Origin of the sequence: Rickettsia endosymbiont of Hedychridium roseum, from assembly GCF_964028255.1 — a bacterium.
GTDB lineage: Bacteria > Pseudomonadota > Alphaproteobacteria > Rickettsiales > Rickettsiaceae > Rickettsia > Rickettsia asembonensis.
This window is the reverse complement of sequence record NZ_OZ034753.1, coordinates 892,906-908,622: the sequence shown is the minus strand read 5'-3', so window position 1 is coordinate 908,622 and position 15,717 is coordinate 892,906. Positions and strand designations below refer to the sequence as shown.

Below are 15,717 nucleotides of genomic sequence, written 5' to 3'. Positions count from 1 at the left end.
TTCGGTCCACGCATAAATGACATCGGCGTCATATTCTAGGCATTTCGATTCTTACCGATAACCCGCCTAAATCCTTGCTATCTTCTAAATAAATAGAGCTTTTATGATCGTTTATTATTTCTTTAGTAATAGCAAGCCCAAGTCCTACGTTACTTGCATTATCAAGCTGTCTTGCTTTATCTGATCTATAAAACGGTTTAAATACAAGATGTTTTTCCGTATCATCTATACCGGGACCGTTATCCTCAATAATTATAGCTACCGTAGATGAATTATCTGTCAAAGATATTTTAATTTTATTTCCATATTTTATAGCGTTACCGATTAAATTAGACAAGGCTCTTTCAAAAGAATTCGGTTTAGTTCGTACTTTTGAATTATCTATATTATTAAGTTTTATAAATTCAATATCTACATGTGACCATTTGTTTAAAAAATGTTCTATCCAAGGTAATAATAAAATTTCTTCAAATTCTTCTGTACTTTCACCTTTAGCAAAATCTAAATAAGAATTTATCATTTGCTGCATAGTTAATATATCTTGTTTTAATCCTTTAATTTCTTCACTTCCTTCCATCAATTCAAGTTGTAGCTTCATTCTTGTTAAAGGAGTTCTAAGGTCATGCGAAATCATAGCAAGCATAGTGGTTCTTTTAGTAATTTGTTTTTCAATACGGGCTTTCATTTTTAAAAAAGCAAGCCCTGCTTTTCTTATTTCTAAGGCTCCTGAAGGTTTGAAATTTTTGCCTTTTAAAACACCTCGACCAAATTTATCCATGTTATCCGCAAGAGTGAGTATTGATTTAATTTGATTTTTGGAGAAAATAATAGAAACAGAAAGTAATATAACAGTTAAAGATATAATCCATAAAACAAATATATATACTGTAGGATTAAGTAGTAATTTTGCAGGAAAAGTAATATATAATATTCCATCTTTTAATTCTAAAAATACTTCGATTTTATTTTCTTTATTTAGTTTAACTATATTTTTTTCATGGATTTTTGTAGCTAAAATATTTTTAAATATAGTTAGAGGCTCACTTAATTTAGGTTGTTTTATAGATAACTTTTTATTAAGCTGAAATTGATAAGATAAATTAAGATAATTTTCCGATAAATGGGTTATCTCTCTTGAATTATTTCTATGTTCTTTAATCAGTGATTCTATTTCATTAATAATAATAGTACTAGTATAATATGAAACATTATACCAATGACGATCGTAAAACAAAAATATAGCAACGATTTGTCCTATTAAAATCGGAATGATTATAATAAACATAAACCGTATAAATAATGTTCTCGGTAATAATTTAGATATAAAGTGCATAGCCCTCATTACGCACGGTTTTTAAATATTTCGGCTCTTTTGGATTATCTTCTAGTTTACTTCTTATTCTTGTAATTTGTACGTCGATAGAACGCATACTAAGCCCGCCCATAATTTTTGAAAGCTCAAAACGACTAGTAGATTTACCGGAATTTTTTATTAATATCTCAAGTAATTTTTGTTCGGTAGAGCTAAGAGATATGATTTGATCGTTCTTAGTGAATTCCTTTGTATCAAAATTATAGAAATTATTGCCGAATTTAATTATATTCGTTTCTTTTTTAAAGTTATTATAATTATTAATTAAATTATTTATCCGAAGTAATAATTCTCGCGGTTCAAAAGGTTTAGTTATATAATCAGAGGCACCGGCTTCAAGTCCTTTAACACGGTCATCGGCTTCCGATAAAGCAGTAAGCATAACTATAGGAATATTATTACCGGCATCCCTTATAGTAGTAGCAAAATCAAGCCCTGTTATTTCAGGTAACATAACATCTAAAATAATTAAATCATAATTAGAAGTTTTTAATAGATTTTTAGCTTCTATGACTGAGCTTGCCGTTGATACTAAAAACTCGTTTTTATTTAAAAACTGCTTTAAAAGTGCTAATATTCTGCTATCATCATCAACGATTAAAATATGTGCTTTGTATGTATACATGTATACTCTTTTAATTTGAAAAATTGGTGTCGTTGCTTGTTTATGTCCTTCCCGCCTGGCCTTGTTGCGTGGATCGGTAAAACCTACTATGTCACCTAGTTCGCTTGACCACGGGGGCCATAAAAACAATAAAAAATACTAATATTTTAGTATTTTTAACTGGATACCGTGGTCAAGCCACGGTATGATATTTTTGCTTTTTACTGGATTCCCGCCTACGCGGGAATGACATAAAACAATTCACGTAACCACGCTACTCGCAATGACAATTGACAATACTTTAATATAAATATAGGTTAATGACAATGATAAAACTAGAGCAAATTTTTTGGCATGTTTGGATTAATGGTGATTTAGTTCCTTATCAATTCGCAAGGATTCATGTTTTAACTCATAGCCTGCATTATTCAGGATCGGTATTTGAGGGTGAAAGAGCTTATAACGGCAAAGTTTTTAAGTTAAAAGAACATACGGAAAGATTGATAAAGTCAGCAGAAGCATTAGGTCTGAAAGTACCTTATAGTGTGGACGAGATAATAAAAGCTCATGAACTTGTAATAAAACAAAATAATATTAAGGATGCATATATAAGACCGCTTATTTGGTGCGGAGACGAATCGCTAAATATTACTAATCCTGATTTGTCTACTAATTTTTTGATTGCCGGTATTCCATCAATGCCAAGGTCTTTTGAGAAAGGTATAAATTTGCATGTAAGCCGCTGGCGTAAAGCAATACCTGATAGCACCCCGGTACAATCTAAATCCGCCGCTCAATATAATATGGCAATAACAAGTAAAAAAGAAGCTAAAGCTCTTGGCTATGATGATGCCTTATTACTTGATTATGAAGGATATATTGCTGAATGCACTACAACAAATATTTTCTTTGTTAAAGATAAAACATTATATACTCCAATTGCCGATAGATTTTTAAACGGTATAACAAGACATACTATTATTGAAATTGCAAAAGATTTAGGTCTAGAAGTAAAAGAAGAGCGTTTGAAATTAGAGCAAATAGAGAATTTTACCGGATGTTTTGTTACAGGCACGGCAATCGAGGTACAAAATATTGATTCTATAGATTTAGGCAATAAAAATATTACTTTCGATGATCATCAAATTGCAGATCGTTTGAAAAAAGAGTATGGGCGTATTGTTAGGGAGTAGGAAAAGCGTCATTGCGTGGCAGATTATGTCATTCCTACGCGGGAATGACATACAAATAGTAATAATATTTAAAATTCTATCAAAAAAACAATGAACAATATATTTAAAGGTTTAATTACCGCAGCTATAACACCTTTTAAAGATAATAAGTTAGACTTATATGCTTTAGAGAGAATTTTAAAACATCAAATAAAGCATGAAGTCGATGCAGTATTAATCGCAGGCTCAACCGGAGAAGGTAGTAGCTTAAGCTTTGAAGAATATAAGTTATTACTGCAAACTAGCGTAGAAATCGTTAATAAGCGTATTCCTATAATAAGCGGATGTTCATCAAATAATACTGCTTATGCAAGAGAGCTTGCAGCGGAATCTACAAAAATCAAGGTTGATGGTTTTATGGCTAGTCCGCCATCTTATGTAAAACCTACTCAAGAAGGGATTTATAAGCATTTTGAAGCATTACATGAAGCGTGTAATCTACCTATTATGTTATATTCAGCTCCAACTAGAAGCGGAGTAGATTTTTCTGATGAGACGATATTGAGGCTTAGCGAGCTACCGTGTATCTTAGCATTAAAAGATTGCGGCGTAGATTTAGAACGTCCATTGCGGATTAGAGCAATAGTTAAAAAGGATTTCAACATTTTAACCGGTAACGATGAAGTAGTCTTAGCTTTTAACGCACAAGGCGGGGTAGGGTGGACTTCCGTAGCTTCTAATATTGCTCCTGATATGTGTAAAGAGTTATTGGAGAAATGGAATAAGAATGACACTAAAGGAGCATTAGAAATCCATCAGAAATTACTGCCTTTATATAAAGCATTATTTGTAGAGTCTAATCCGATTCCGATAAAATATGCTGCATATTATTTAGGTTTATGTGAAAATGAAATTAGACTACCATTAACTGAAGCAAGCGATAGTGCTAAAAAACAAATTGAAAACATTATAACATCACTATCCATAAAATTATGACCGAGTATAAGAAAGTTATTGCACAAAATAAGAAAGCCCTTTTTAATTATGTTATTGAAGAAAGATTAGAAGCAGGTATTGTATTAAAGGGCAGTGAAGTACAGTCTCTGCGTCAAGGCAAAGCTTCTATAGAGGAAAGCCATGCGGCAGATACCGGGCATGAGGTATTTTTGTATAACTGCCATATTGCGGAATATGAGAAAGCGAATAGATTTAATCATTCTACTCGTAGACCTCGTAAATTATTGTTGCATACTAAAGAGATAAAGAAAATTATCGGTAGAATTAGAATAAAAGGCTATACGCTAGTAGCTCTTTCTATGTATTTTAATAAAAAAAATAAAGTTAAAGTTGAACTTGGTATTGCTAAAGGTAAGAAATTACATGATAAAAGAGAATCAATTAAAGAAAAAGATTGGAAAAGAGATCAGAGCAGATTAATAAGACAGAAATAAGCGTCATTGCGAGAAGGCGTTATTGCGTGGTTCAATTTCATCTCTGTCATCCCGTGGCTTGACCACGGGATCCGGTTAAAAATACTAAAATTATTAGTATTTTTTATTATTTTTGCTGGATTGCCACGTCGCTTCGCTCCTCGCAAGGCTTTGTTGCGTGGATATCGATGTCATTCCTGCTTTCGCAGGAATGACATAAAGAGCATTTACCGGTCCACGCAATAATGCCTCCTTGCAATGACGATTTCAAGCAAAAACAATCTAAAATTTTTAAAAAAGGTATTTATGCAGCATATTATAGGTAAAATATTGGTTATATTTGTAGTTGTTATAGGAGTTTTATTTGTTTTCAAAACAATGAAAACTTATTCTACAAATCCGGTTTCCGTTGAGGTTAAACAAAGCGAGGATGCAAGGAAATGTGAAGAGGAAAGAGTCCAAGAAATAATCAAAGATTATTTGCTTAAAACTCCGGAAATAATAATAGAATCAATAGAAGGCTTGCAAAAACGTAAGGTACAGGAAAATGAGACTAAAGTTAATAACTATCTAAAAGATAATAAGTTAGGTATTGAAGATAGCACAAGCTTTCCTATTGTAGGAAATAAAGACGGTGATATAACAATAATTGCTTTTTATGATTACAATTGTTCTTATTGTAAAAAAGGCGATGTTTCTATAAATGAATTATTGCAAAACGATCCAAAAGTTAAAGTTATATTACGACCGCTACCTATCCTTGGAGATGCTTCCGAATATCTGGCAAGAATAGTTTTAGCCGTTTATAAGGTTAATCCAAGTAAATTTAAAGCTGTTCATGATGAACTAATAAAAATAAGAGATGTTTCTAAGGAATCTATAAAAGAATTATTAACCGAGAATGGCTTAAATGCTATGGAAATTGAAGAAACTGCCGATAGCAATGAGATTAAAGATTTAATTACTCAAAATATGAAAATAGCTAGAAGCCTTAGAATCCAAGGAGTACCTGCGTATATAATTGATTCAAAATTAATACCCGGGTTAATAGATTTCCCACAGTTACTAAATATAGTTAAAGAAATTAGGGATACTCGGTGAATTTCAAAAATTGGCGGTGTCGTCTAGCAAGATCTGCGGTGCTCACGTATTAAGTATACGCTCCGCTCCTCGCCTTGCAGACTCCTTGCTCTTTTTGAAATTGACCGTTGTGTCCGTGAGCGTTCTCAGTTTTTCAGCTTTTTAATATTATTAATATGCGTGGCTCAAAAAACGCATTTGGTGTCATACCGTGGCTTGACCTATAGTACTGGACATTTTTCGTTCCATGTCATTCCCGCGTAGGTGGGAATCCAGTAAAGTAAAGCTTTTTTAATATGGATCCCCGCTTTTGCGGGTATGACATCGAGATTTTTTTAAAAAATGTCCGGTAGTACTATAACCTTAACCACGGGGTCCATAAAAACAATAAAAAATACTAATAATTTTAGTATTTTAACTGGATCCCGTGGCTTGACCACGGGATGACAGAGGTAAAACTGATCCACGAAACAACACTCGTAGGCGGGAAGAAAGTAAAAACCTACAAAAATTTGTTTTTTTAGGTTTATTTTGTCAATATTAAGACTATTTTTCTAGATTCCTGCTTTCGCAGGAATGACATTGTACGGGTTTTTTGAGCCATGCAACAACACTGGACAAGCCACGGTATGACACCGAGCAATTATTTAGCCTTTATTCAGTAAATCTAACATAGTTTTACCGATATCGGCAGGGGATCTAGTGATAGTTATGCCGGCACTTTGTAGAGCTTCAAGCTTATCTTCGGCACTTCCTTTTCCTCCGGCAATAATAGCACCGGCATGCCCCATTCTTTTACCGGGAGGTGCTGTAATACCTGCAATAAAGCTAACAATAGGCTTCTTGATTTTTGATTGCTTGATAAACTCGGCTGCATCTTCTTCTGCATTACCGCCAATTTCACCAATAATAATAATTGCTTTTGTTTCATCATCTTTCAAAAACATATCAATACAATCAACAAAATTAGTGCCGTTAACAGGATCGCCGCCTATACCAACACATGTAGATTGGCCAAGCCCTACGGCTGTTGTCTGTGCTACTGCTTCATAAGTTAGAGTACCTGATCTTGAAACAATACCTATAGTTCCTCTTTTATGAATATGCCCAGGCATAATACCGATTTTACATTCACCCGGTGTGATAACTCCAGGGCAGTTAGGACCGATTAATCTAGTTTTAGAGCCGACTAAAGCACGTTTTACTTTCACCATATCAAGTACCGGAATTCCTTCCGTTATACATACTACTACTTCGATTTCGGCATCGATTGCTTCTAATATCGAATCAGCGGCAAAGCCGGGCGGAACATATATAACGCTTGCATTTGCACCGGTTTTTGCTTTTGCTTCATGTACGGTATTATATACAGGTAAATCAAGGTGAGTATGACCGCCTTTGCCTGGTGTAACACCGCCAACCATGTTAGTGCCGTAAGCTATCGCTTGTTCAGAGTGAAAAGTTCCTTGTGAACCAGTAAAGCCCTGACAGATAACTTTTGTTTTTTTATTTATTAATATTGCCATGTTAAATAATTTGTTTTATATGTATTATGTTTTTATTTTGTATAATCGTCATTGCGAGCAGGTATTATTATGTCATTCCCGCGAAAGCGGGAATCCAGCATAAAGCGAGATAAATCGAGCTTTATATATTTGTATTTTTTATTACTGGATCCCGTGGACAAGCCACGGGATGACACCTAATTTATAGCCTCGACTATCTTGCTTGCAGCATCTGCTAAATCATGGGCCGGTATTATTTCTAAACCGGAATTTGATAAAATTTCTTTCCCTTTTTCAACGTTTGTACCGGCTAAACGAACCACTAACGGTACTTTTATACCTATGTCTTTTGCTGCTGCAATAATCCCTTCCGCTATAATATCACAACGCATGATACCGCCGAAAATATTAACTAGAATCCCTTGTACTTCTTTATCGGATAAAATTATTTTTAAAGCTTCTTTTACACGCTCACGATCAGCCCCGCCGCCGACATCCAAGAAATTAGCAGGCGAAGCACCGTAAAGTTTAATAATATCCATAGTAGCCATGGCAAGACCGGCACCGTTAACCATACAGCCGATATTACCGTCCATTTTTACATAGCTAAGTCCTGCATTTGCGGCTCTAGTTTCTAAAGGATCTTCCTCATCGTGATCACGCATTGCCGTAATATTCGGATGCTTAAATAAGCCATTATTGTCAAAAGTAATTTTTGCATCTAAAGCTAATAAGTTTCCGTCGCTATTTACAATTAACGGGTTGATTTCAATTTGTGCTGCATCGGTTTCAATAAAAGCATTATAGACTGATTTTATTATTTCTTTCATCTGTTTTGCTTGGTTATCCTTAAAGCCTAACTCATAAGCTATGCCTCGCATATGAAAATCTTGTAAACCGGTTGCAGGATCAACGGAAAATTTAACAATTTTTTCCGGAGTTTTTTCTGCTACTTCTTCAATATCAACTCCTCCTTCGGTAGAAGCTATGAAAGTAATACAGCTAGCTGATCTATCAAATACGATACTGAAATAATATTCTTTTAAAATATCACAACCTGATTCAATATAAAGACGGTTTACTTTTTGTCCTTGAGGTCCTGTTTGATGCGTTACTAAATTAATCCCAAACATGTCATGGGCCACTTTCTTAGCTTCTTCTTTACTCTTTACAACTTTAACACCGCCTGCTTTACCTCTACCACCGGCATGTATTTGTGCTTTAACCACATATACTTCCGTATTTAACTTATCTATGGTTTCATTAATCTTTTCGGTTTTCGTAACAACTAGTCCAGTGGAAGTAGGTACGCCGTGTTTTCTTAAAATCTCTTTTGCTTGATATTCATGAATATTCATTTTAAATAATTTATTTAAATAATTAAAGCACAGTATAATAATTAATCTTTAAACTGTAAAGTAGAGAGTTTTTTATCTAAGCGGTATTACAGAATAAAGGTTGATGTCACCGTCATTGCGAGGAAAAACTGTAAGTTTTGACGAAGCAATCCAGTAAAAATGCTAATTTACAGCATCTTTTATTATTTTTGCTGGATTGCCACGTCGCTTCGCTCCTCGCAATGACGATCAAGCTCTTCCGGAATGCTATCTAAACTAAGATTTTCTTCTATCACTGCTATAGCAATAGCTTCATCTACATCAATCGGTCCATTTTCGTTTTTATGTTTACCTTTTCCAAAAAAATCTAAAATATTTTTACTCATTCCACATTCTCTTAAGTACGTTATCTTTCCTAATAAAGTGGTGATATAACGCAGCTAGTATATGCAAAATAATTAAAGCAGTAAATAACAAAGCAGCCTTTTTATGGATTTTTTTAAAGATTTTAGCAAATTGTAAATCTTGAGCAAAAGAATTTATAGTAAACAAACCATAAAAATCAATATGGTGGTTTGATAAAATAGTCATTAGAAAGCCGCTTATCGGCATTAATAACATTAAAAGATATAGCAAATTTATATTAATATTAGCGGCTTTTTTCTGCCAATTTGGTAAATCAGTTGGTAATAAAACATTAGCATTATAGAACTTCCATAAAAGCCTTATTATTACTAAAGATAAAACAACTATACCGGTTGCTTCATGTATCCCGTATAATTGCCATTTTAGAGGCGGTTCTATATAATTATCCATTAAGAAACCAACAACGAGCATTACTATAACTATAATGCTCATGATCCAGTGGAAAAATTTTGCAATTAAGCCGTAAGAATTTTCAGTATTTGTAAGTAGCATGATAGTACTCCAATAAATTATTCTGAACCTAATATCATTCCCGCTCTTTTATGTCATTCCCGCATACGCGGGAATGACATAAAAGAGCCATGTAGGCAACGCTTATGACTGCTTGCAATGACGCAAGGATTCTAATTCCCAACTGCCTTATCTATAATCTTTTCTGCTTCTGTACCGCTAATTTTTTCTTTATCATTCAGAATGAGATTAGCATTCTTTAAGTCATCTCCTATTGCTTCCGCTCTTCCTTTTAAAATCTTAGCTAAAAACTGCTCAGCAAGAGCATAATATGAGATTCTGTTACTTGGTTTTGCAAAGCCATGTCCTTCATCTTTGTAAAGTGCATAAACTACCGGTATGTGCTTTGCTTTCATGCTATTTACAATCTGTTCTGATTCTGCCTGTACGACCCTCACATCGTGAGCACCTTGTGCTATAAATAAAGGCTTTTTGATATTATCAACAAAATTAATCGGTGATTTTTGTCTTAAAAACTCTTTTTCTTCTTCAGTATCCCAAGGCCCTATACGTGTTTTATATATACTTAACAATGGTGTCATATAAGGAGCTTTAGATTGCACATGAGTTAATAAATTAGACATACCGACAACGTCAACACCGCAAGCAAATATGTCAGGGGTCATGGTAAGACCGACAAGTGTAGCATAACCGCCATAACTTCCGCCCATAATACAAACTTTGTCAGAATCAACTATATTATTCTTAATAGCCCAGTTAACACCGTCAATTAAATCGGTGTGCATTTTACCAGCATATTCTAAATTACCGGCGTTTAAGAAATCTTTCCCAAAACCGGTAGAACCACGGTAATTTATACTTAAAACTGCGTAACCACGATTTGCAAGCCATTGATGCTCAGGATTGTATCCCCAGCTATCACGAACCCACGGTCCGCCGTGGACATTTAAAATTAGCGGTACTTTTTTATCAGGAATATTATTTTCATCAAGCTTTACATCATTTGGAAAAGTGATATAGCTAACTAAATCAAGCCCGTCACGTGACTTGATAATTACCGGTATCATCTTAGCAAGATTATATTGCTCAAGTTCTTTGCGATTAGTAAATAAAAACTCAGCTTTTTTATTTGCCCTATCATATTTATAATATTTCACCGGTGCATTATCAGCCATATAAGCAACGATCCAAATTTTATCGTCTAGCGTCCTACTATTAATAATTAAATCACCGCGATCGAGAGCTTGTAAATATTTAATATCATCTTCAATATCTTTATCTAATATCTTGTATGAAACTCTATCATAATCTATAGATACTGCTTGCGGAGTTTGCTTTGTGGGATGAACTGTAAATAAGCCGATATCGGCTTTTGAATCTTCATCTAATATTTCTTCGCTGCCTGTAGCGAGTGTTATCGCCTTAAGGGCTGAAGTATTGCGGTTACGCCCCTCAAGCATATAAAGAATTTCGCCGCTAGCATCAAAACCGAGTATAGAAGTATTGAAAGAATCTTCCATTGAGATTTTAGTATATAATTTAGGTTCGCCGTCTCTTAATTCATAATATTCAACAGCTCCGTCTTTATCTAGTAAACTACCGAATCTTAAATTTAAATTTTCATCGGTTACATAATCAGTAAATCTATCATTTTTATAAATTAATTCTTTTTCTAGAGTATCTAGATTTAACTTATAAATATCGAAATATTCAGGATTACGCTCATTTAGATATATTAATATCTCATTTGGCTTTTTATAACTCACTCCGGCTATACCAGCTTTAACACCTCTTTCAGGAGTAAGTAATTTTGTCTCTTTTGTCGCTATGTTATAGCTATAAATTCGGTCATTTTCATCACCGTTAAAATCTTGGGTATATAAAATATTTTTATTATTATAAGCTTTAGCATAAGACCAAATACCACGTCCTTTGTCATGGGTTATGGCTTCTGCTTTACTAATATCATCTGAGGGAGCTAGCCAGATATTTAATACACCGTCTTTCGGTGCAATATATAGAATATATTTGCCGTCGTGGGTTAGAGAAACCCTTGCTTTATCAGGGTTACCGAATAAAACTTTTCTTGGGATTATTTGATTGTTATCCGTTATCGTTTGCTTTTGAAACATAAAAATACCGACACTTATTATTAATATAGTGCCTATAATATAGAAAATTTTACTCATTACTAATGGTTTGTTATAAATTGTCATTCCGCGACTTGAACGCGGAATCTATAAATATTTACTGCTGAAAATTACTTTTATGGATCCCGTGGAGGGGCCACGGGATGACAAAAACTATACTCTCTCAATATTGCTTAAAAACCAATCAACTTCTTTGGTATTAGCATTACGTTTAAATGTCCATTCTTCTTTTAAATCTTCAATTTTGTCAACTACATTTTTACCTTGAAATAGTAATTTAATAAATATGTTATTACCGAACATGTAAATTTCTGAATATTTTGCACTTAAAGCCGATGAGTCAAAAAAATCACCATAGGACGGTGTTATTTTTTCAAATTCTTCCAAGTATCTTTTATCTATCAGTTCAGATAATTCTTTAGCATCTTTTTTATAAGCAGCTTCTATAATCATTTGAAAAGCAGTTTTAGCATTATTTATAAATTTAACCGGGTCAAAGGAATAAAGGCGTTTATGTACTTGTTCCATTCCATCTACGACCGCAGTTATATTATGTTCCACTATTATATCTTTAAAAGCTTTAATATCTTGGGCTGTTGGAATATTTTTTTCTTCTTTATTAGATTTGACTGTACTGTAAGTTACGTCCTTAATAACCGGTTCGCCAAAATAAGATTTTTGCTTTGTCTGTTCCTCTTCTGAAGTAGAACCGAGAGTCGTAATTAATTTGTTAATAATGTAAAAGGCAATAACGGCAAAAATTAATAACTCTATTATTTGAGGAGACATTTTCTATTTATTTTTATTAAAAGATTATTCTTATATCTTAATATAAAAAAATAATCTTTTAAAGTTATTTAATAAAAATAATGATTTATTTTTATTTGAGTTATACTTAAAGTTTAAAAAAATATTAAAAGATAACTAAAATATCTTGATTATTCAATTATTATGATATTATTATTTTGTAAATGATGTTTAAACTCCATCATTGCAAAACATTTATAGCCTTTAGTCCATTTATGCTAGGGGGCTGTTGTACTAAAGCTTAATTTTTAAGCGTTTTTAGTATAACGGATAATTATTGTTTTCAATGATTGAGTTTATCCCCTAGCACCTATATATTTTTTAGCAACTCTTCCACTTTTATAGCATTATCAAATCCGTGATCGTAATGAAATCTTATATCAGGCGAGAATTTCATATTTATTTTATTAGTAATAAAATTTCTGATAGCATTTTTAGAATTATTTAAGGCATCCATAATTTCATCTATTGTTAGTTTAGTATTAAAAGGCAAGAAATAACAATTAGCTATTTTTAGGTCGGCAGTAACTATAACTTTCGTAATAGTGAGAGGACAATCAAAAAGTCTGCTATCCAGCATTTTACCACGTCTTAGAATTTCGATTAATGCTTCATTTATAATGCTTGCTAATTTTTGTTGTCTATGAGAATTAGTTTTGGTTAATTTTTTCATGAGTTAAAATATATACAATTCTAGAGCATAATAGCATGCTTTTGCCAAACAACCAATACCTAAAAATTTTAGAAATTTTGTTTTAAAAAAACCGGAAAATAAGGAAATAAAGCATCCCCAAAAAGGAAAGGCCATTAAGAAAATTATAAATATCTCATATTTATAATATAATTTTGTTAAATTTTTATGTCTTAAGATACTTTGTTCGCTTTTGGAAGCATAAAAGATATTTAAAACTATTCTTCCAAAAATATAATTGACTGCATTACCGCTAAGAGAAGCACAAATAGCCACTAGCAGTATTATTAAACTATTATAACCCCCAAACATTTTCATAGAATGAAATATTAATTCATTCTGAAAACCGATAACAAGATTTGAGACAAAACTATCAACGAATAATAAACTATATGCTTCAAATTGATTCATAAATGTAATATATTGAATTTTGATTATGTATGTTGTATTGCTCGATCCTTTTGTCACCCCGTGGCTTGACCACGGGGTCCAGAAAAAAATAAAAAAGACTGGATACCGTGGTCAAGCCACGGTATGACAAAATAGAACCATACCACAACCCCTACCATCTAACACCAAAATAAAGTAACCGGCAATGAAAAAGCAAATTATTTATCCTGATTTTATAGCACGAATTTTTTCTACGGCACTTGATTTATCATTATTTGCCTTTATAGCAATCCCAATATCACAATTTTGTTCTTTTAATTTATTATGGTTGTTCTTTAATGATTATTTCCTTAGTAATAACATTAATCTTCATAATTCCAATGAAATGTTTAACTCTGTTATGAGTCAGGAATTTTATGAATATCTTAAAGCAGGGAATTTTAATAAATATATTTTGTTTAATATTTCAATTTTTGCTACTAATATATTAGTAATAGGCTCATATTTCGTAACGCTTTGGTATTATAAAGGTGCAACGCTTAGTAAAATGTTCCTACGTATGAAAGTCGTAGATGCCGTAACATTAAATCGTCCGACTTTAAAGCAGTTAATTAAAAGATTTTTAGGGTATATGACTTTTCCTATCGGTATTTTTTTCATACTTTTTTCTTCTAAAAAACAAGCATTACATGATAAAATAGCCGGAACCGTCGTAATCAAATCTTAATATATGAACAACAACACAAATGATATAGATCAGCTAATTTATCTTTTTTCAAAATTACCTGGGCTTGGTAGTAGGTCGGCAAGACGTATAGTGCTTTATCTACTACAAGACAAAGATGTTAGGTTAAAAAGCCTGATTAATAACCTTGTAGAGATATATAAGAAAATAGTAAAATGCGAGATTTGCGGTAATATGGATACGGAAAATATTTGCAGTATTTGTTCTTCTGAATATAGAGATAAATCGGTTATTGCTGTTGTTGAAACCGTAGCTGAACTATGGGCAATGGAGCGTAGCGGTAATTTTAAAGGTTTATATCACGTACTAGGTCATAATTTATCGGCAGCTAGTAGGCAAAATCCTAGCATACTTCGGTTACCTGAACTACTTAAAAGATGTTTTGCAGAAAATATTAAAGAAGTTATTATTGCTACTAATTCTACTTTAGAAGGTCAAACTACTGCGTATTTTATTACTGAATATTTAAAAGAACATCCTGCCAAAATTTCTCGCCTAGCTAGCGGTATACCTATCGGAGGTGAACTTGATTATTTAGATGAGGGTACCTTATCTGCTGCTATTAACCTACGCCAACCTTTTGAGTAAAATATTATTGCTTTTACCTATCTAATTACTTAATAAAAATTAATTATTTCTTGACCTAGTTATTAATTAATACTAATAATTAACAGTGCCATAGTTCAATGGTTGAACTTTTTATTAAAAAAATATGAGGTAAATATTATGCCAAATGATAATAATAACGGTATCAGTAACACAAATAGCCCAAACGGTAAATATGGCTCCAAGACCGGAAGGAGTAAAACCTAACTGTGTAGTTATTACTTATTCTGTAAGTGATAATATTAATTCCACTCTTGAAGCCTTACAAGCACGAGGTGCAAGTGTTCATTACATAACTGATAAGGATGGAACGCAATATCAATATCATAACGATTTAATAGATCAAGCTTTTTATGCGGGCAAGAGTAGTTGGAAAGGAGAAGTAGGTGTTAATAAGTTTGGTATTGGGAATATGCTTATTAATGATGCAAAAAACGATTTTTCTAAAGAGCAAATAGGGAAATTAAAAAGCTTTCTTGCAGATATAGCAACAAGATATCCGAATTTAGATTTAAAGCATGATTTAGTCGGTCTTGGTGAAGTAACTGTAAACCGTGAAGAAAATGCTCATATAGCTCCTGGATCAAAATTTCCTTGGAAAGAATTAGCTGAAGCTGGTTTTGGTAGATATTTTGAGACTACGCAAGATCAAAAGAGTAAAGTATTATTAAGTCCTGATAGTACTGGAGAACAAGTTGATACTTTACAAACAAAGTTAAAAGCATATGGTTATGGAGTAGAATCTACAAGTACTTTTGATCAAATTACTCAACAAGCCGTCAGAGTATTTAATGATCGTTACGATACTGGTTTACCGAATGAAGAGCCGCCTGTAACTTGGACTGAAGCAAGTGAATATGAATTATCAAAATTATTAGGGGAAGAACTAGTTGGGGATATAATATAATTAAATATTATATCTTAATAATCA

At 32.8% G+C, this 15,717-nt stretch carries 16 protein-coding genes and 2 pseudogenes; 8 read left to right on the top strand and 10 right to left on the bottom strand.

The features are described from left to right. Positions 1–28: 28 nt before the first annotated feature. Both AC5587_RS05325 and AC5587_RS05320 read right to left on the bottom strand, forming a co-directional pair. On the bottom strand, positions 29–1,333 hold the full coding sequence (locus AC5587_RS05325) for a sensor histidine kinase (RefSeq protein WP_499162050.1): 1,305 nt from the start codon (positions 1,331–1,333) through the stop codon (positions 29–31). Then, positions 1,317–1,997 carry a response regulator transcription factor gene (locus tag AC5587_RS05320; RefSeq protein WP_410526498.1) on the bottom strand — a complete coding sequence of 227 codons (681 nt, stop codon included), beginning with the start codon at positions 1,995–1,997 and terminating at the stop codon, positions 1,317–1,319. The genes AC5587_RS05325 and AC5587_RS05320 overlap by 17 nt, the downstream gene beginning before the upstream one ends. 299 nt (positions 1,998–2,296) lie before the next feature. On the opposite strand from AC5587_RS05320, the gene AC5587_RS05315 reads away from it, so the two are divergent. From AC5587_RS05315 to AC5587_RS05295, 5 genes are all read left to right on the top strand, one after another. Continuing rightward, positions 2,297–3,169, top strand: a complete 873-nt coding sequence (locus tag AC5587_RS05315; protein WP_499162048.1) for a branched-chain amino acid transaminase — start codon at positions 2,297–2,299, stop codon at positions 3,167–3,169. A 90-nt stretch (positions 3,170–3,259) separates the two neighbouring features. Beyond that, positions 3,260–4,144, top strand: coding sequence for a 4-hydroxy-tetrahydrodipicolinate synthase (gene dapA / locus AC5587_RS05310; protein WP_499162047.1), 885 nt, complete (start codon positions 3,260–3,262; stop codon positions 4,142–4,144). Then, positions 4,141–4,599, top strand: coding sequence for an SsrA-binding protein SmpB (smpB, locus tag AC5587_RS05305; RefSeq protein WP_499162045.1), 459 nt, complete (start codon positions 4,141–4,143; stop codon positions 4,597–4,599). The genes dapA and smpB overlap by 4 nt, the downstream gene beginning before the upstream one ends. Before the next feature lie 6 nt (positions 4,600–4,605). Then, positions 4,606–4,824, top strand: coding sequence for a hypothetical protein (locus tag AC5587_RS05300; protein ID WP_499162044.1), 219 nt, complete (start codon positions 4,606–4,608; stop codon positions 4,822–4,824). Positions 4,825–4,884: 60 nt separating this feature from the next. Continuing rightward, a complete protein-coding gene (locus tag AC5587_RS05295) occupies positions 4,885–5,679 on the top strand; it encodes a DsbA family protein (protein ID WP_499162042.1) in 795 nt (264 codons plus the stop codon). A 626-nt stretch (positions 5,680–6,305) separates the two neighbouring features. Here the strand turns inward: AC5587_RS05295 and sucD are convergent. From sucD to AC5587_RS05255, 8 genes and pseudogenes are all read right to left on the bottom strand, one after another. Then, a complete protein-coding gene (gene sucD / locus AC5587_RS05290) occupies positions 6,306–7,184 on the bottom strand; it encodes a succinate--CoA ligase subunit alpha (protein WP_499162041.1) in 879 nt (292 codons plus the stop codon). Positions 7,185–7,360: 176 nt separating this feature from the next. After that, positions 7,361–8,521: an ADP-forming succinate--CoA ligase subunit beta gene (gene sucC / locus AC5587_RS05285; protein ID WP_499162040.1), complete on the bottom strand. Its 1,161-nt coding sequence runs from the start codon at positions 8,519–8,521 to the stop codon at positions 7,361–7,363. A gap of 260 nt (positions 8,522–8,781) precedes the next feature. Next, positions 8,782–8,874 (bottom strand): annotated as a pseudogene (locus AC5587_RS05280) (AbrB/MazE/SpoVT family DNA-binding domain-containing protein); the annotation flags it as partial. A gap of 4 nt (positions 8,875–8,878) precedes the next feature. Continuing rightward, on the bottom strand, positions 8,879–9,418 hold the full coding sequence (locus AC5587_RS05275) for a cytochrome b (RefSeq protein WP_410526491.1): 540 nt from the start codon (positions 9,416–9,418) through the stop codon (positions 8,879–8,881). Between the two features lie 131 nt (positions 9,419–9,549). After that, entirely contained in the window at positions 9,550–11,586 is a 2,037-nt protein-coding gene (locus AC5587_RS05270; protein ID WP_499162038.1) for a S9 family peptidase, read from the bottom strand. A gap of 114 nt (positions 11,587–11,700) precedes the next feature. After that, positions 11,701–12,336 (bottom strand): Tim44/TimA family putative adaptor protein, encoded by a 636-nt coding sequence (locus AC5587_RS05265; RefSeq protein WP_499162037.1) that lies wholly within the window; start codon positions 12,334–12,336, stop codon positions 11,701–11,703. Between the two features lie 328 nt (positions 12,337–12,664). Further along, positions 12,665–13,027: a 30S ribosome-binding factor RbfA gene (gene rbfA, locus AC5587_RS05260; RefSeq protein WP_032138589.1), complete on the bottom strand. Its 363-nt coding sequence runs from the start codon at positions 13,025–13,027 to the stop codon at positions 12,665–12,667. A 3-nt stretch (positions 13,028–13,030) separates the two neighbouring features. Continuing rightward, positions 13,031–13,456, bottom strand: coding sequence for a YqaA family protein (locus AC5587_RS05255; RefSeq protein ID WP_499162035.1), 426 nt, complete (start codon positions 13,454–13,456; stop codon positions 13,031–13,033). A gap of 184 nt (positions 13,457–13,640) precedes the next feature. Here AC5587_RS05255 and AC5587_RS05250 point away from each other — a divergent pair, with 184 nt between their 5' ends. From AC5587_RS05250 to AC5587_RS05240, 3 genes and pseudogenes are all read left to right on the top strand, one after another. Next, complete coding sequence (locus AC5587_RS05250) at positions 13,641–14,162, top strand: RDD family protein (RefSeq protein WP_499162033.1); 522 nt, start codon at positions 13,641–13,643, stop codon at positions 14,160–14,162. A gap of 3 nt (positions 14,163–14,165) precedes the next feature. Then, positions 14,166–14,768, top strand: a complete 603-nt coding sequence (recR, locus tag AC5587_RS05245; protein WP_499162031.1) for a recombination mediator RecR — start codon at positions 14,166–14,168, stop codon at positions 14,766–14,768. Between the two features lie 138 nt (positions 14,769–14,906). After that, positions 14,907–15,693 (top strand): annotated as a pseudogene (locus AC5587_RS05240) (N-acetylmuramoyl-L-alanine amidase). The last annotated feature ends 24 nt before the right edge of the window (positions 15,694–15,717 follow it).